Genomic DNA, 17,636 nt, shown 5'->3' on the forward strand with positions numbered 1-17,636 from the left:
TCAAAACAAAAAAAGAGATGAAAGGATCATTCAGTTGAACACAAAATCAAAAAAAACCAGTCAGACGCATCCAAAAAAATAACCGGGAAAAGTAATTTTTTAAAAATCGGGTTAATAGAGATGCCCTGTAACCTTTGACAGCAAAGAGTTAAAGCCTCTTCAACCCCAATTTTTGTCGGACAATATTAAATTATATAAATGTTGAGTAGTTAAAAAATGGATTTTGTATCGTTAAATAACGGTATTAAGGTGGTTGAAAAAAAACGTTTGCTTGAATAACAATAAGCCCCATCTTTGTCAATAGCGGAATTAGGATAGATATACGACTTTTGTGGTATTGCTAATGTTGAAGGAAGGCCTCATTTTAGAAAAAATGCGATTAGATGCTAATAAAGCAGATGGATTCACTCCATTGAATAAAAGAGATATTCAATTTTTAAAATGATTTTAAAAGAATTCATTTTTTTTGGGCATAATGCAAAAATCAAAGGTGCTTCAATTACGCCTGAAAAGATAGATGAAACTGTTATTCAATTAAAACAAAAAGGGATTCAACATCTAACTATCGTTAATTGGGCTAAAGAAGCGTCATTAAATTTTTTGATAAATCAAAGCTGGATTAAAAGTTTACATCTTTCCATTGAGAACATCGATATTACCGTTGTTAATACTCTAAAGAACTTAGAATATTTCGAATGCAATTACAACAATGTAAAGGGTGCTATTGATCTCGTTAATTTTCCTAATTTAAAACAATTAAGAATTATACATAGCACAATATTGTATTCTAATTTTGAAAAATTAAATAATCTGCAATATTTGGAAGTAAATCGTTGGCCAGACGAAGATTTAGAAGGATTAAAAAACTTGAAAAAACTTGAATGGGTGGAACTTAATTTTGCAAAAAAATTAGTAAGCCTAAAGGGTATTCATTACCTAAAGGAACTAAGTTTTTTAAAATTCTATTCTGCAACCAAACTTGAAGATATTAGTGAGCTAAAAACAATAGCAAGTAGTCTAAGTAAATTATCATTCGAGTTAGTTCCCAAGATAAAAGATTTTAATGTGCTTAATTGTTTGCCAAACCTTGAAAGATTTTACATATTTAGAAGTGCACCATTGTCAAGTGTGCAATTTATAAAACATCTTAAAAATTTAAAGTATGCCTATATTGGGACAGAAGTATTGGACGGAGATATAAAAATATTAAAAATGAAAAATATTGAATATAAGAAATCAAAGCGATACAAATAACTATATGTGTTTTTTGTTGGTGTTTTACAAAAAAGGCACGCTGTCACTGAAATAGTTTTAACACTGTTTAGTTACTTTGCAAAAAAGCAAGCAGGCCCTTTATATCTTCTTCCCGGCTGAAGTTGACATTGTTATCCTTCAGGTACTTTTCTATTATTCTACTTTTTTTCGGGAACAGATCGGGCAGTCTTTTCCTGTTTACAAGTTGGAAATTGTTGAATTTGTCAGCAATATAAAATTGAGTGACTTTTTTTAGATTGACGACTTCCTGCACTGTTAACGATTTGATTCCGGAAGGCGTAATGGCCGCTTTATAGCTAACAATAGATGCAGACGTGGTTTGTCCAAATGCGCCTATCTTACGTGAATTGACAACGCCGAAATATTGCCGCTTCGCCAATTTGACTTCACCAAAAGTAGCGATCTGTTTTACAAAAACATCACTGAAATAAAATGTGTCTGTCTTAATTGTTATTTGCCGGATTGTCGGTGCATCGGCAATTGCCAATGTATCTCCGGTGTTGTTCAGAAACATCATTTCTTCAAAAAGATAATTGTAATTCAACTGAACGGTGCCATTTCGATTGTCTCTAAAGGAAATATAACCTTTGGTAAAAGCGGGATAAGCGTATTGTACAGAGTCAGGAATTTCTTCCGCGGGTTTTTCTCCGGGGTTAATGGTGAAATAATCTTTTTGCTGAGCGTTGACCAGGATAGGAAATAAAAAAAAGAGCGGAGTGATGAAAACAACTTTTCGGATCATATACATTTCTATTAATGGTCACCGGGCCAAATATTTTAAATACTTCCTGAATAACTTTCTGAAACCCGGAAACTCACCGGGCCCGCAAACAACTCCTTTTAGCAAAATATACGACGTTTTTATATTCTTTTTGAAACCTGTCTTGCTTATCTTTAAACTTTTTGATCTGAATAAGGACAGCCAAATGGGCCTGCTTATGTATAATCAACTTACAACACAGCGCATACGTTCCATTGATACATTCCGCGGCATTACCATACTGGTCATGATCTTTGTAAACGATGTTGCAGGCGTATCAGGTATCCCTGCATGGATGAAGCATATGCCGGCAGATGCAGACGCCATGACCTTTGTGGATATCGTTTTTCCGGCCTTTCTTTTTATTGTTGGAATGTCATTGCCCTTTGCCATTAACAACAGGTTGGCAAAGGGAGATAGTTTTTGGAAGTTGCAGGGGCATATACTTTGGCGAACATTGGGGCTGCTGGCATTGGGGGTATTTATGGTTAATGCCGAAAGTGGTTACAATGAAAAAGCAATGGGAATATCTATTGCCTGGTGGTCCCTGCTGTTTTATACCTGTGCTATACTGGTATGGAATGTCTACAGGTTTCAGAATAAATTGTGGTCTTGGTTGTTTCGGGGTGTAGGAATAGCGGGATTGGTGATTTTAGCTTTCGTATATAAAGCGGGTGAAGATGGCAGCCAGGGAATGACGCCGCACTGGTGGGGAATTTTGGGATTGATAGGTTGGGCTTATCTGTTTAGTTGTATCATCTGCCAGTTGGTAAAGGGCAGAATACTATTGTTGTTGCTTTCCATCGCCGCCGGTGTCGCCTGGTATACGATCAGCAAGGCCGATGCTGCAAAACACAATCTTGTTTTGCAATGGATGGCCGCAAGAGCCGGACATGCAGCCCATACAAGTATCGTACTATGCGGAATGCTGGTTTCGCTTTTGTTTTTTGATGCCGCGATTTTCCGAAAGATCTATGAGCGGTTTATTGCTGCTTGTGTATTTGCATTGATGGCGGCATTGGCAGGTTATTGGATCAGGCCCTATTATGCGATTTCAAAAATTCATGCCACACCAACCTGGTGCCTGTATTGTGTTGCCATTTGTACGATGATATTTTGTTTGTTGTATTGGCTGATTGATATTTTAAAATACCAGCGATGGACAACATTTTTTCAACCCGCCGCTGCAAATTCTTTACTTGTCTATATTCTTCCTGCTATTATAATGTATTTACAAATAGTGACAGGCCTATACTTTATGCCGGCTGAGTTTCACCGGGGGCTTTTGGGTATTGTTTGGTCTGTTTGTTACGCCATATTTATCATGGTGCTCGCAATGGGGCTAAACAAGTTAAAGGTCCGGCTGCAATTGTAATGATCCATTGGGGTGAACAATAGGAATAATATTTGCAACGGAATAGCGAGCTAAACCAGCCTATCTTTTTCCTCCGTAACTTTCCTTAAATCTTGAACTCATGCGGAAGCTCGTCCTAATGGTAGTAAGCCTGGTTTTATTCGCCAATTTATTTGCTCAGCGCTTTGGCGGTACCCCGCCTTCGGTAAAATGGAAACAAATCAATACTGATGCCGCCCGGGTCATTTTTCCCCAGGGGCTCGATAGCCAGGCTCAGCGGATAGCTTCGTTGATATACTCGCAGGCAACACTTAACCCGGTGCCATTGGGCAAGCGATCCAAAAAAATAAATATTGTTTTACAGAATCAACCGACAATTGCTAATGGTTACGTGGGGCTGGGACCATACCGCAGTGAATTTTATCTCACACCATCGCTCAACAATTTTGACCAGGGCAGCTTATCGTGGGCGGGACAATTAGCGGTTCATGAATACAGGCATGTACAGCAGTTCAATAATTTCAACAATGGCATCAGCAAGTTGATGCATGTCTTATTTGGCGAGGAAGGTTATGCTTTGGCGATAAATGCTAGTGTGCCCGACTGGTTTTTTGAAGGTGATGCGGTTTACCATGAAACAGTATTATCAGCGCAGGGCAGGGGACGTCTGCCATTATTTTTAAATGCGTACCCGGCGCTTTGGAAAGCTAATAAAAAATACCGCTGGATGAAATTGCGGAATGGATCATTCAAAGATTATGTTCCTGATCATTACAACCTGGGTTACCTGCTGGTCAATTACGGGTATGAAAAGTATGGTCTTGATTTTTGGAGCAAGGTTACCCGTGATGCCAGTGCTTTTAATGGTTTATTTTATCCTTTTCAAAAAGCTGTTAGAAAATATAGCGGTGTTAATTTTAAGACATTCCGCAATGAAGCGCTGAATTATTATAAAGACAAAGAGAGAATGGATGCAAAAAGCAAAGTTGAAGAAACTTCGTCCGTAACAACTGTTTTCCCTGTTAACAGGCATTTTATTAAGAATTACCTGTTCCCCTATAGCATTTCGCCAGATTCATTATTGTATTTAAAAACTACTTATCGTCAACGTCCCGCATTTTTTATAAAAGATGCTACAGGAGAACACCGGTTGAGAGCTAAAGATATTGCGATTGAAGATCAATATTCCTATCGTAATGGAAAGATCGTATATGCAGCCTATGAAAATGATCCCCGCTGGAGATGGCGTGAATACAGCGTCTTAAAACTTTTGGATGTACAAACGGGTCAGCAAAAGAGATTAACCCGTCGTTCGAAATATTTTTCGCCGGATATTTCTGACAGTGGTAATAAAGTTGCCGCAATAGAAATGAATGAAGACGGAAAAAGTGAGTTGCATATTTTAGATGCAAATTCCGGCGAAGTGATCAACAGGATCGATGCCGGGGGAGTAAACACATTTACCGATCCAAAATTTATTGGTGAAGATTCAGTGATAACAGCAGTTCGGCTACCCGATGGAAGAATGGCTCTCGCTGTTACTGAATTGAAAACAGGTAGCACCACAAGGCTTACACCACCTTCATTTAATGTAGTGGGAAATCCCAGTGTCAGTAATAATATTGTTTATTTCACCGCATCGTACGGTGGTAGCGATAACATTTTTGCATTAAAATTAGCGGATCAAAAAATTTACCGGGTAACTAATGATGTGTTAGGTAATTATTTTGTTAACGCTGCTAACGGCAAGATCACCTGGTCGGCATTTACTGCAGAAGGATACCAACTAAAACAAATAAATGAGACGCCAATAACAGGCGAACCGGTTGATAATGCCATTACTGATAAACTGGTAGAGCCTTTTGCAGTAGGACATGCTGCCGAAATTCCTCTCATTCTTACCGATACAATTGCTAATCGTCAATTCCCCGTAAGCAATTATAGAAAAGGCACCAGGCTGCTCAACTTTCATAGCTGGCGACCCTATTATGAAGATCCCGAGTTCAGTTTCTCACTTTATGGAGAGAATGTGTTGAATACGTTGCAAACAGAACTGTATTATCTCTATAATGAAAATGATAAAACCAATGCGGTTGGATTAAGCTCTATTTATGGTGGGTGGTTTCCATATGTTGATTTGGGTGCAGAGTACACTTTTGACCGCAACCAGGTTATCAATAACAAATTGAGAACATGGGATCAGGTGGATTTAAGTGTAGGATTAAGTATACCGCTGCGGTTTAATAGCGGACGTACTTTCAAAACTTTTACAGTGGGTACGGATTATGTTTATCGCAGTGATATGATAAAGGGAGCTTCGAAACTCGACTTTCTAAATTCCAATTTCAGTTATCTGCTGCATCATATTTCATTCAGCGAGCAAATAGAAACGGCTGTGCAGCATATCTACCCCAGGTTCGGTTACTCGTTATCGGCTCAGCATCGTTATGCAATTAACAAGTATAACAGCTGGCAGTTTTTGGGAGGAGCAGCTTTGTACCTACCAGGATTAGCGTCTACACACAATATTGTTTTGACTGCTGGCTTCCAGGAAAATGACACTAAATATGCTTTATTTAGTAATAGGCTGGCCTATGCGAGAGGATACAATGAAACAGATTCCTCCAGAATGTGGAGAGTTTCGGCCAATTACCATTTTCCTTTATTGTATCCTGATTGGGGCTTCGGCAATATGCTCTATTTTCAGCAGATAAGAGCCAATGGCTTTTATGATTACATGAAAGTTTTTTCCAACGACAAAAATACTACGGCTGAACAGCGAAGCATTGGTGGCGAAATTTATTTTGATACCAAATGGTGGAACCAGTATGAATTAAGTTTTGGCTTCCGCATCAGCCGGCTGCTGGATAAGGATTTTTATACAGGAGGAAAAGGAACCGTGTATGAGTTTATATTGCCGGTAAGTATTTTTCCGAGATAGAATTCGAAAAACGTGTTGCGGGATATTTATTCTTATATCGTATCCCGCAACACCCATCTTTTATAGCGCCGCTAAACTCTCTTCAATCGCTTTTATCTTGGCCTCGGCGTCTGCTTTTTTCTTTCGTTCGATGGCCACCACTTCGGGTTTTGCATTTTGAACAAATTTTTCGTTGCTCAATTTTTTCTCTACTGACAGTAAAAAGCCTTTATGGTATTCCAGGTCCTTTTGGAGTTGTTCTTTTTGTGAAGCGGTATCCAATTGGGTGGTTGTTTCGATAAAGAACTTGTCTTTTTGAATAACCACATTGATGCAATTACTAACAGGATTTTCTGTAAAAGCAATTTGTTCCGCATTTACTTGTTTAGCCAGTATCGGATCAATAGCTTCATAAATTGATTTGTCCGTTGCCAGTATATGCAGTTTGATCGTTTCTTTTGGTTTTAACTGCGCCTTATTCCTGGCATCGCGGATGGCGGTGATCACTTCTTTCAGGATGACGGCTTTTTTTAAGATAGATTGATCAAGCTGCGAAATTGCGGGATATTGTTTAATCGTTATATCGTCTTTTCTCTCACTTAGCTGGTGATAAATTTCCTCCGTAACAAATGGCATGAATGGATGAAGCAGCTGCATCAACTGTTCAAAGAAATCAACTGTTTTTTTATAGACTGCTGTATCAATTGGTTGTTCAAAACCAGGTTTTACCCATTCAAGGTACCAGCTACAGAAATCATCCCAGATCAGTGAATAGATCGTCTTGAGTGATTCGCTTAAACGAAAATCTTTGAACTGTTCGTCCAGTTGAAGTTTTACTTCATTCAACCTGCTTTCAAACCATTCAACAGCAAAGTTGCTTGTTGACTCCCCATCCTGAGCTTGCCGAAGGGACCACATCTTTACCAACTTCAGCGCATTCCACATTTTATTGATAAAGAACTTCCCTTGTTCATTGCCTGCCTGGTCCCACATAAGGTCGTTGCCGGCCGGAGAGGAAATCATAATGCCGAAGCGAACAGCATCCGCTCCGTCATTATCAATCATTTCAAGAAGGTCAGGAGAATTGCCCAACTGCTTGCTCATCTTTCTGCCAATCTTATCTCTTACAATGCCGGTAAAATAAACTTCACTAAACGGTTTTTCTTTTTTGTATTCATAGCCCGCCATGATCATTCTTGCTACCCAGAAAAAAATGATTTCCGGTGCGGTAACTAATGTATTGGTGGGATAATAATATTTTACCTCTTCATTGTTGGGATTGCTATACCCTTTAAATACTTCGAAAGGCCAGAGCCAGCTACTAAACCAGGTATCCAGGCAATCTTCGTCCTGTTTTAATACAGCATTGGAAATTGAAAATTGAGCATTGAACATTGCCTTTGCTTTTTCCTCGCTTTCCGCAACGACAAATCTTCCTTCCGCATCATACCAGGCCGGTATACGATGTCCCCACCAAAGCTGGCGGCTGATACACCAATCTTTAATATTCTCCATCCAGTGGCGATAGAGGTTCTTAAATTTGGACGGATAAAATTTTATTTCATCATCCATTATAGCCTTGAGAGCAGGATCATAAATTTTTTTCATATCCACCCACCACTGCAAACTAAGCCTTGGCTCAACTACCACATCCGTTCTTTCACTATAGCCTACTTCACTCGTGTAATCTTCGGTCTTTAGCAAAAAGCCTTTTTCCTCCAGCTCTTTTACGATCTTCTTGCGGGCTTCAAACCTATCCTCACCAATATAGATCTGGGCTGTTTCGTTTAATGTGCCATCTTCATTCAGGATGTCGATTACTTCCAGGTTATGTTTTTGCCCGAGCACATTATCATTGATGTCATGCGCAGGCGTAACTTTTAATGCGCCGGTCCCAAAATCCATGCTTACATATTCGTCTGCAATAATCGGAATGCGGCGGTTGATCAGGGGAACATAAGCAAATTGTCCGTGGAGATGTTTGTACCGTTCATCGTCGGGGTGAACAAAAACCGCGGAATCGCCCATGATTGTTTCGGGCCGAACAGTGGCAATAGTAATGAAGTCTGAGGTCTGAGGTCTGAAGTCTGACACCTGACTTCCGGCATCTGACTTCATCTCAAGGAAATATTTTAGATAGTAAAGCTTCTGCTGCGTCTCTTTCCTGATCACTTCTTCATCACTGAGTGCCGTTTTGGCTTTTACATCCCAGTTGATCATTCTTTTACCCCGATAGATATACCCTTTTTTATACAAGTCAACAAAAACACTGATCACAGAATCATAATAGTCGGGGTCCATGGTAAAGGTGGTCCTGTCCCAATCGAGACTGCAGCCCAATTTTTTCAGCTGTTGCAGAATGATGCCACCATATTTTTCTTTCCATTCCCACGCATATTGCAAAAATTCGTCACGGCTTAGCGAAGATTTGCTAATGCCTCTCTCACGCAACATTTGCACCACCTTGGCTTCTGTGGCAATCGAAGCATGATCTGTTCCTGGCACCCAGCAAGCATTTTTTCCCTGCATTCTTGCCCTTCGAACCAGGATATCCTGAATGGTATTGTTGAGGCAATGGCCCATGTGCAAAACGCCAGTGACATTGGGAGGGGGAATAACGATTGTATAAGGTTCCCTTTCGTCGGGGGTGCTTTTAAAATATTTCTTGTCCAGCCAATGTTGGTACCACTTTTTTTCTGCCGCCAGGTGCTCAAAATTTTTGCTCAATTCCATAAGGCGGCAAATTTACCTGCTTTTGACAAAACAACGAAAAGTACAAGGTTGCCAGGTGGATATTATCGATATAAAAGCTGGATGAATAACAAGAAATACAGCATATTATTTTTTGAAATATATTTATCGAAATAACCGGATATGAAACGTCAACTTGCTTCGTGGTACAGCCCTTCATTGCACAAAGAAATGCCTGTGGCTACCTATGGTGAGTATGGATTTGCGCTGTTAATGATACCGACTGCTGCTGCGGATTACCTGGAATATGAACGTTTCCAGTTGATGAATGAACTGGCGCCTTTTATCGACAGCGGTAAAGTGAAGATTTACTCTATTGATAGCATCAATAATGAGAGCTGGATGAATAATGGCATGGATCCCTGGCAAAAATCGATCCGCCACCAGCAATGGAACAGCTATGTGTTTAATGAGGTAGTGCCTTTTATCCGCAATACCAGCAGTTGGGAAACGCCGATCATCACTTGTGGCGCTTCTTTTGGCGCCTTGCATAGCATGAACTTATTTCTAAAACGTCCTGATATTATCAATGGCGTAGTGGCCATGAGCGGCGTCTATGATCTGACTGAGTATACAAAGGGCCACTATGATGAGAATGTTTATTTCAACAGCCCTGCTCATTATACTCCAAACCTGACTGATCATAATATACTGGAACAGATCCGTCAAAGCAGGCACATTCATATTCTTACAGGTAGCGGTAATTATGAGGACCCGGCTGCCAGCGGCAGATTTGCCAAACAATTATACGATAAGGGTATCTGGTATGAGCTTGATATTTGGGGTGCTGAATGGCCGCACGATTGGAATACCTGGCGAAAAATGTTACCACATTATTTGGGGACGAGATTTTGATGAAATCTTGTCAGGAAAAGGAAATAAGTATCAAAGGTCGTTGCTCAGCATTTTTCATTTTTGTGAACGAAATATGTGGAAAATCTAAACTTCTGATCGTATCTAATTTATTAACTGCTTTAATAAAGCTGTAAACTCTTTTCCCGCTATCATCCTCGCACCAAAGCTTTCCAGGTATTCCGTATAAACCTGGCAGTCTATTAATTCCACGCCTTCCAATCTAAGTTGGTCAATATATTTGATAAAAGCATAGCGGGAAGTGTTGCTTAATTTGCTGAACATGCTTTCACCAAAAAAAACTTTTCCCAGCCTGATTCCGTAAAGCCCGCCAACCAAATCTCCCTCTTTCCATACTTCAGCGCTATGGGCATAACCAAGTTCATGCATTTTTATATAGGCCCTTTCTACCTCTTGCGTTATCCAGGTGCCATCCTGTCCGGGGCGGGCAATTTTTTTACATTGATGAATTACGTCTTTGAATGCTTTGTTGATAGTGAATTTAAATTCGTTTCGTTTCAGAAGGGGCTTTATGCCTTTGCTGATTTTTAATTCACCAGGAAACAGGACAAATCGGGGATTAGGACTCCACCATAGAATGGGATCAGCTTCATACCAGGGGAATATTCCGTGCTTATAAGCAAGTAATAATCTTTCGGGTGATAAATCACCGCCAATGGCTAATAAACCATCCTGTTCAGCCAAATGTGCCGGGGGAAAATAAAGTTTTTTATCGAGAATAAAAAGGGACATGGGTGTGATCAGTAATGAATAAAAGCTTATTCAGCGATCACTTCAACAGTAGCGCCAATTCCTCTTTCGGTAATAGCATCGCACATTATCTTGAGTTCGTCATACTCGCCTTGTTTAACGGCATATTTACCCTTATAGTGAATGAAATAGGAACATTGCTCTGCCTGCTCAGGACTATGACCACACACTTCAATCAATGTTTCGATCACCCACTCAAAGGTGTTCACTTCATCATTCCAGACAATAAGGTTACACAGGCTCTCAAAATCGGTGAGAGTATCTGTTTCTTCCTGGCTATGTGTAAGTATGTTGCTTTTTGTAGTCGCCATTGTCATTGGCATTTATGCAAAAATAGAAAATCCGTTGCTGTAAAAAACATATTCTACCGGTCTATTTGTATTCTCCTATAAATCAATTTTTATGGGAACTGGCATGGATGGATTTTCATTGAGGTGAATGATTCCGTTCTGATCCAAATCATTGAATTGAAAAAGAGGAGTTCCGGTTGGCTATACAAAAATTTGAATTTAGCCCGGCATAGCACCAAATGAATTATGAAAACTTCAAAGGCTTTGATCAAAAATCCTACATATACCGGGCTGGAAACTAAATTAAAAAGAGTGAAAAAAAATTTGGCAAAAAACGAGACACCCTTATCTTTGCACTCCCAATAAAAAAGGGAGTTTAGCTCAGTTGGTTCAGAGCATCTGCCTTACAAGCAGAGGGTCGGCGGTTCGAGCCCGTCAACTCCCACAGAAAAGAAGGTTTCAGTTCATGCTGAAGCCTTTTTTATTTCCCTAAATTTATCTTATGGCATCTTCTTACTGCGAGTTTGTTCAAAATGCCGGGAAGGACACGGTTCACCGGCATTATCATGACAATGAGTATGGTTTCCCAATCAATGACGATAATTTACTTTTTGCAAGATTAGTGTTGGAAATAAACCAGGCCGGGCTTAGTTGGGAAACGATTCTGAAAAAGAAGGATAACTTCTTTGCGGCCTTCGACAATTTTGAAATCAATAAAGTAGCCCGTTACACTATCAAAAAGAAAGAGAAGTTGTTACAGGACGCCGGTATTATCCGCAATCGCTTAAAAATTGAGGCGGCCATACATAATGCTCAATGCATCCAATCGATTCAAAGGGAGTTCGGGTCGTTTAAGAGCTGGCTGGATAACCATCACCCTAAGACAAAAGAGGAATGGGTGAAATTGTTTAAAAAAACCTTTCGTTTTACAGGTGGAGAAATCGTCAATGAATTTTTAATGAGTACCGGCTATCTACCCGGTTGTCATATTGAAACCTGCCCGGTTTATAAAAAAATCTTAAAGCAGAAGCCGAAGTGGGCCGAAAAGTGAATACTGACGTGTAAATAACGCCACTACTATGGCAGATGATTTGAGCTGGGAATTTCCGCTATTGGCGAGTCGTCAAATAACAACTTTAATTAGGTTGTACAGCCGGCAACCGGTAATGCAGTCCATCGATCACAAACAATTCATCTATCTCGTAGGTCCAAAACTTATGTAAAGGCGATTTTTTTAGAATATCCTCGACCTCTTTTTTCCCGGCTGCATTCAGGGTTATCCACACACGTTGTGTTTCCATGCTTACGGCATACTGGTCAACTATATCTTTGTTAATAAGGAAATTGATATAAGTGCGATGAGGGGGGATCAACTCCATAAAATCATCTGACATCTCGAACTGTATCGTCACCTGGTATTTTTTCATTACTATTAAAATAGACAAAATAAACCGGTGAAAGTTGCAAAATGCCGGAAAATAATTTCTTAAAAACCAAGTGATAAAAGACCTTAATTTTGCCAACCCGGGACGTTAGCTCAGTTGGTTTAGAGCATTACTTTGACAGAGTAGGGGTCACTGGTTCGAGTCCAGTACGTCCCACAATTTTAGCCCTACTTGCCTGCATTGGCTGAACATCGAAAAAATCTAAAAAGAAATAAACCTTCCTATTGCGGGAAGGTTTATTTCTTTTTGCTGACTTATAACTGATAAAGTGCCTATAACTAGGCAGCCATCAACCTTTCAAACATTTCGATATTAAGCGCCGAAATTACAGACAGGCAGGCAACAGCCGACTGTATGGCATCAATTACGCCTTTTGCTGCATTTTGAAAATTGTATTTCTGTACATGCTTATGTGCATTGGCGGATAATTTTTCGTACAAAGCCTGGTCCTTCAAAATATTGACAACTTTTTCGGCCCAGACTTCTTTTTCCACAGGTAGTACAAACCCTGTTTCTTCCTGGATCACCAGGTCATGAGCTACACCGGCATTTTCGCAGGTGATAACGGGTAACCCTGCCGCCATAGCCTCATTTGCTACTACACCCCAGGTGTCATTGAGAGTGGGAAACAGAAGAATTTTGGCTTTCGAATAATACTCTGGTAAATTCCTGGTTTCTACGAATCCCGGATAGTCATAGTCGATACCGTATTCGTCAAGTTTTTTTAGTATGTCTTCTTTTAGTTCTCCCGAGCCTATCAGCAACACCCGGCAATAACCGAGTTTTTCTTTCACTTGTTTAGCAATTTCGACGAAAAAGAAAGGAAGCTTCAGGTCAATAAAGCGAGCCGAAAACATCAACTCATATTTCTTTTCAGTTAATGGCACTTTTTTAAACTGGCTGTTATCCACGCATAAGTAGCTTCGGAAAAACCGATTGTGTTCGATGTCATAACTTTTGTAAAGGGCCTGGGCACCGTCGCTGACTCCTATAAAGGCATTCGTTTTTGAAAAAACAATTTTCCGGATGAGCTTATGAATAATTGATAAGCGATTTTCAGAATTTAATGTGCCGTCCGTAAAGACCAATGGCTTTTTTTTGTTTACCATGCACCAGGCAAAAGCGTATAACATAGTGGGGTAAAACCCATCCAGGATCACGACTTCAGGATTTATTCTATTCAAAACACGCCATATCCTGTGATTGCTGTGCACAGTGGTTTTGTTGTACTTTGATAAGAAAATCTTTTTGTAATTACCAAGATTGAATTTCCAGGTTCTGTCAGCTTCTTTTTCAGCACAGTAAATAACTGTATAGTTATGCTGAAATTTTTCGGCGATTAATTCATGAAGCTTTTCTCTGTAAGGGGCAGGGATGTTGGTGACAAGTACTGTCTTAATCATAAGGTTCGTTTTAACTGGTGATACGAAATAATTCTTGCTTTCGTCAGGATATTGGTTTATCTATGGCTATAACAGAAGATTGTTGGATTGGAGATTGACCAGGTTGTCCTATGCACGGACAGTTTGTTTTTTTCCTCTTGATTCCCACAAAACAGGGAAAAAGGTTTTTGTCCAAAGTAATGCCCAGGCTTTGGGTAAATAGAGAGGAAAAAACTTTCTTACAAAGGCGAGATACTCCTTATAAGCAAGACCTTTATGGCTATACAGGTATTGTATTCGTTGTTTTAAACTATGATCACCGGTTTTCCAACTTACTCCGTGATCGTCCGAACAATAGCCGCAATAGTATGCACAGATATAGGAAGGAATGCCGGCCTTTTTTGCTTTCAACGTATAATCATAATCGGCAAAACTGTGGGTATAAACATCGGACAGAATTCCTATTTTATCAACCACTTTTGTGGGCACCAGCATAATGTTGGCATTCCCGAGATGACACAACTGAGGGGAAACATTATTGGGCTTCACTACCTCAGCCTTCGAGATATAACCATTCTTCAAAAGTCGGCCACCGTAAGAAAAATTGCCGGAGATTTTGTCTTTAGTTGAACCAATCAGGATGCAATGCTCATCCTTCATTGTTTTCAAATCTGTAAACAGATTTTTAAATGCATCATTTAACAGTAGCGTATCATCATTCAGCAATAAGAAATAATCAAAACTCTTTTTTGTTTTTATCGCTTCCCGCCAGGCATACCGCATACCTCCGGCCCAAAAAAGATCACCGCTTCCCTTAAAAACATGAGCATTGGGGAATTCAGTTTTCACAGCCTCGCCTGTTCCGTCTGTAGAGTTGTCATCTACCAAATAAATATCAATATTGAGGTCATCAATGCCTTTCTGGTTGTACACACTTCTAAGACAGGACAGGGTTTTTTCTTTCCTGTTATAACAAGTTATGAGAATAGCAATTTGTGTCATGATTTATCTATCCTGGTACGTAATAAGATTTTTTCCAGGCTTTTCATACTTATTGGGGGTATTCAGAAAATGTCAGCTAAACTATAGATTCGCCTGACATTCATTTTTGACCGGAATAGTAACTTTCGAAGATTTATTCCTTTGATTTTTTCCAACCTTAACAAGGGAGTGGAGAAAACGTTTAAAGTAAATTTCCATGGGTTACGGTCAAAACTCTTTAAAACTGAATGTGAAAATATGCACTATCAGAGGTTTTTTCAAGGGTTTTCGTAAAAATTTTCCCAGAAATATTTTTTTGTTAATACAGGGGTAATGAAGCGTTGCCTGGCTTGACTTTCAATGAGATGCCAGAAGTTATTTTTTTGTAGGAAAATAACTTCTGCATGGTTTATGAAGGTAAAAAGGCTTTTTTGTTAATAAAGGAGATTTCTTCCATGGAATCTGATACAGCAAATATTTCATATCCTTTACTTTTTAACTTTTCAATAGCCTGTTTAGTTTTAAGCTTTCCCTCTTCATGGAAAAATCTATCGTGAAACTCTATTAATATTTGAGTTATTGACATCTGGTCGTTTAAAATATCATCTATCGCATTATATTCGGCTCCTTCAATATCCATTTTTAATACGTCCAAATGTTGATGCCCCAACTCACTCATTATTTGAGCTAACGTTTTCATGTTAACCGTTATTTTTTCTTTTGCATTCAAATTATCCTGCATAATCACGCTGCCGGAAACATATTCGTTTTTTTTAGGAAGGAAAAAATCCACCGGCCCGCTTTTATTGCTTAGCCCAAAATCAAAAAATTGAAAAGTTTGCGGTAAGCTTTGTTTTGTCATCCATGTTATTGACTTTGGAGTTGGGTCGAACCCGAAAATCCGGCAATTATGTTTTTTCGCAATGTCAAGGTCAAATGAAATATCTTCTCCTATTCCAAATGAATACACGATTGTTTTTTCATTCAAAAAATCAGGACAAATGTAAAACCCTCCATAGGTGTTTCCGTACCAAACTTTGTTACAGGTTACACCTTTTTTTAAATGACTTGAATTTCCGGTTATACGTGAAAGTAAAACCTTAATGGTGACTTTTATTTTAGTTAGCATAATTGCTTTGGTTGTTTTGTTCCGGTTATAATAGCTTCCTGCTAAAAAATTATACTATAGAGAAAATGTATTCCATTTTCAGACTACGAGTACTAATATGTGTTAGGAAAATTAGCTTGTAAAATTTTCAGTGTTTACAGCTTAGGTATGGCACATTAAAGTAGATACTTTAGATGAGCTTGTCAAAATTTTTATGAAATTTAATTTGCTCCGAACGTTTTTTGATGCTAATAAACGTCGTTTTAAGTAGAGAATAGGTGTTAACACCTGTTTTCCTTAGGTGGTTTTTTGTTGAAATTAAAGAATGATTATTCAATTTAAGGGGTGTAAATTTCTTACAACTTCCACCCGATAATTTTATTTCTCCATTCTTCCCGGTAGGGAGTGGTAATGCGGATATAATTGTCGGTGTAGCCTTCCATCATTTCGCCTTTTCCATTTTTTTCAAACAACACCTTACGCACTTGTCCGGCATGCTGCTCTGTGAAGTATTGCATTTTCATATAAGACAGGTTGCGCAGAGTCTTGTTTCTTTCATGACGAATGTTGACCGGCACCACCGGCTTTAATGTCAGCGCATGAGTGTTATCTCTTTCGGAATAAGTAAATACATGCAGGTAAGAGATATCCAGCGCATGGAGAAAATCAAATGTTTCTTTGAAATACTCCTCCGTCTCGCCGGGAAATCCTACGATCACATCGACGCCGATTGCACAATGCGGCATTAAGGTCTTGATCAGTTTTACCCGGTCAGCGTACAACTCTCTCTTGTATCTTCGACGCATCATGCCCAAAATAGTGTTGCTGCCGCTTTGCAGAGGAATATGAAAATGCGGCATAAACTTGTTGCTGTTGGCTACAAATTCAATGATCTCGTTGGTAAGCAGGTTGGGCTCGATAGAGGAAATGCGGTATCGTTCGATCCCTTCCACTTTTTCCAATTCCTGAATTAGTGAATAAAAATTTTCCGGCCTGCTATTAATTCCTATTGTTGACCCGGCACCATCGGGCCCCTTTCCAAAGTCGCCAAGATTAATACCCGTCAACACTATTTCTTTTGTTCCACCCGTAGCGAGTTCTTCTGCACTTTTTATTACATTGCTTATACTATCGCTCCGGCTTTTCCCTCTCGCCATGGGAATGGTGCAAAAAGAGCAGTTATAATCGCATCCATCCTGCACTTTTAAAAAAGTTCGTGTACGGTCGTTGACAGACCATGAAGAATGAAAGCCGGACACGTCTTCTATATCGCAGCTACAGATTTTCGCAGAATCTCCTTTGCTGAGCTCACGAATATGTTGTGCAATATTGAATTTTTCAGCGGCGCCCAGCACCAGGTCAACTCCTGGAATTTCGGCTATTTCTTTAGGTTTTAATTGTGCATAGCAACCGGTAATTACTACTAAACTTTCTGGCGACTTGCGTTGAATACGGCGAACGAGGTGGCGGCATTCCTTATCTGCATTTTCGGTAACAGAACAAGTATTGATTACATACACATCGGCCATGTCATCAAACTCTTTTTTCTCAAAACCTTCGTTTTCAAGAAGCCTTGAAAGGGAAGAAGTTTCCGAAAAATTGAGTTTACAACCCAGTGTATGAAACGCTACAGTCCTCGATTCTGCCATAGTGGCCGCAAAGATAAGCCAGAACCCCGATTTGATGGATTTAAAAGGATTATGATGAACCAGTTGTTGACAATCATGGAATTACTTTTAATTTGTAA

14 protein-coding genes and 2 tRNA genes are annotated in these 17,636 nt (G+C 39.4%); 7 read left to right on the forward strand and 9 right to left on the reverse strand.

What is annotated here, in order from left to right; genetic code table 11:
- Nucleotides 1-441 precede the first annotated feature (441 nt).
- Entirely contained in the window at nt 442-1,254 is an 813-nt protein-coding gene (locus tag P2W73_RS23625) for a hypothetical protein (RefSeq protein WP_276504572.1), read from the forward strand.
- A 67-nt stretch (nt 1,255-1,321) separates the two neighbouring features.
- Here P2W73_RS23625 and P2W73_RS23630 read toward each other — a convergent pair whose 3' ends face one another.
- Complete coding sequence (locus tag P2W73_RS23630) at nt 1,322-2,017, reverse strand: hypothetical protein (RefSeq protein ID WP_276504573.1); 696 nt, start codon at nt 2,015-2,017, stop codon at nt 1,322-1,324.
- Between P2W73_RS23630 and P2W73_RS23635 the strand changes: the two genes are divergently transcribed.
- Together P2W73_RS23635 and P2W73_RS23640 are read left to right on the forward strand one after the other, a co-directional pair.
- A complete protein-coding gene (locus P2W73_RS23635) occupies nt 1,995-3,410 on the forward strand; it encodes a DUF5009 domain-containing protein (protein ID WP_276504574.1) in 1,416 nt (471 codons plus the stop codon). The genes P2W73_RS23630 and P2W73_RS23635 overlap by 23 nt on opposite strands.
- Nucleotides 3,411-3,510: 100 nt before the next feature.
- A complete protein-coding gene (locus tag P2W73_RS23640; protein ID WP_276504575.1) occupies nt 3,511-6,330 on the forward strand; it encodes a TolB-like translocation protein in 2,820 nt (939 codons plus the stop codon).
- Nucleotides 6,331-6,390: 60 nt separating this feature from the next.
- Here P2W73_RS23640 and P2W73_RS23645 read toward each other — a convergent pair whose 3' ends face one another.
- The gene (locus P2W73_RS23645) at nt 6,391-9,042 is read right to left on the reverse strand and encodes a valine--tRNA ligase (RefSeq protein ID WP_276504576.1); all 2,652 of its coding nucleotides are present in this window, start codon (nt 9,040-9,042) and stop codon (nt 6,391-6,393) included.
- A gap of 141 nt (nt 9,043-9,183) precedes the next feature.
- Here P2W73_RS23645 and P2W73_RS23650 point away from each other — a divergent pair, with 141 nt between their 5' ends.
- Entirely contained in the window at nt 9,184-9,915 is a 732-nt protein-coding gene (locus P2W73_RS23650; RefSeq protein ID WP_276504577.1) for an esterase family protein, read from the forward strand.
- A gap of 102 nt (nt 9,916-10,017) precedes the next feature.
- Here the strand turns inward: P2W73_RS23650 and aat are convergent, their stop codons facing one another.
- Together aat and P2W73_RS23660 are read right to left on the reverse strand one after the other, a co-directional pair.
- The gene (gene aat, locus P2W73_RS23655; RefSeq protein WP_276504578.1) at nt 10,018-10,665 is read right to left on the reverse strand and encodes a leucyl/phenylalanyl-tRNA--protein transferase; all 648 of its coding nucleotides are present in this window, start codon (nt 10,663-10,665) and stop codon (nt 10,018-10,020) included.
- 26 nt (nt 10,666-10,691) lie between these two features.
- Nucleotides 10,692-10,994, reverse strand: coding sequence for an ATP-dependent Clp protease adaptor ClpS (locus P2W73_RS23660; RefSeq protein WP_276504579.1), 303 nt, complete (start codon nt 10,992-10,994; stop codon nt 10,692-10,694).
- A 349-nt stretch (nt 10,995-11,343) separates the two neighbouring features.
- Between P2W73_RS23660 and P2W73_RS23665 the strand changes: the two genes are divergently transcribed.
- Nucleotides 11,344-11,418 (forward strand) — tRNA-Val (locus P2W73_RS23665).
- Between the two features lie 57 nt (nt 11,419-11,475).
- Nucleotides 11,476-12,024 carry a DNA-3-methyladenine glycosylase I gene (locus tag P2W73_RS23670; RefSeq protein ID WP_276504580.1) on the forward strand — a complete coding sequence of 183 codons (549 nt, stop codon included), beginning with the start codon at nt 11,476-11,478 and terminating at the stop codon, nt 12,022-12,024.
- Nucleotides 12,025-12,109: 85 nt separating this feature from the next.
- Here the strand turns inward: P2W73_RS23670 and P2W73_RS23675 are convergent, their stop codons facing one another.
- Nucleotides 12,110-12,400, reverse strand: a complete 291-nt coding sequence (locus P2W73_RS23675; RefSeq protein WP_276504581.1) for a hypothetical protein — start codon at nt 12,398-12,400, stop codon at nt 12,110-12,112.
- Between the two features lie 99 nt (nt 12,401-12,499).
- On the opposite strand from P2W73_RS23675, the gene P2W73_RS23680 reads away from it, so the two are divergent.
- Nucleotides 12,500-12,574, forward strand: a tRNA-Val gene (locus P2W73_RS23680).
- A 122-nt stretch (nt 12,575-12,696) separates the two neighbouring features.
- Here P2W73_RS23680 and P2W73_RS23685 read toward each other — a convergent pair.
- From P2W73_RS23685 to mtaB, 4 genes are all read right to left on the reverse strand, one after another.
- On the reverse strand, nt 12,697-13,821 hold the full coding sequence (locus P2W73_RS23685) for a glycosyltransferase family 4 protein (RefSeq protein WP_276504582.1): 1,125 nt from the start codon (nt 13,819-13,821) through the stop codon (nt 12,697-12,699).
- Between the two features lie 108 nt (nt 13,822-13,929).
- Complete coding sequence (locus tag P2W73_RS23690; RefSeq protein ID WP_276504583.1) at nt 13,930-14,802, reverse strand: glycosyltransferase family 2 protein; 873 nt, start codon at nt 14,800-14,802, stop codon at nt 13,930-13,932.
- A gap of 388 nt (nt 14,803-15,190) precedes the next feature.
- On the reverse strand, nt 15,191-15,910 hold the full coding sequence (locus tag P2W73_RS23695) for an FkbM family methyltransferase (RefSeq protein ID WP_276504584.1): 720 nt from the start codon (nt 15,908-15,910) through the stop codon (nt 15,191-15,193).
- Nucleotides 15,911-16,245: 335 nt separating this feature from the next.
- Nucleotides 16,246-17,538, reverse strand: a complete 1,293-nt coding sequence (gene mtaB / locus P2W73_RS23700; RefSeq protein WP_276504585.1) for a tRNA (N(6)-L-threonylcarbamoyladenosine(37)-C(2))-methylthiotransferase MtaB — start codon at nt 17,536-17,538, stop codon at nt 16,246-16,248.
- Nucleotides 17,539-17,636 lie beyond the last annotated feature (98 nt).

It is taken from the genome of Terrimonas pollutisoli (assembly GCF_029360765.1).
Classification (GTDB): Bacteria; Bacteroidota; Bacteroidia; order Chitinophagales; family Chitinophagaceae; genus Terrimonas_B; species Terrimonas_B pollutisoli.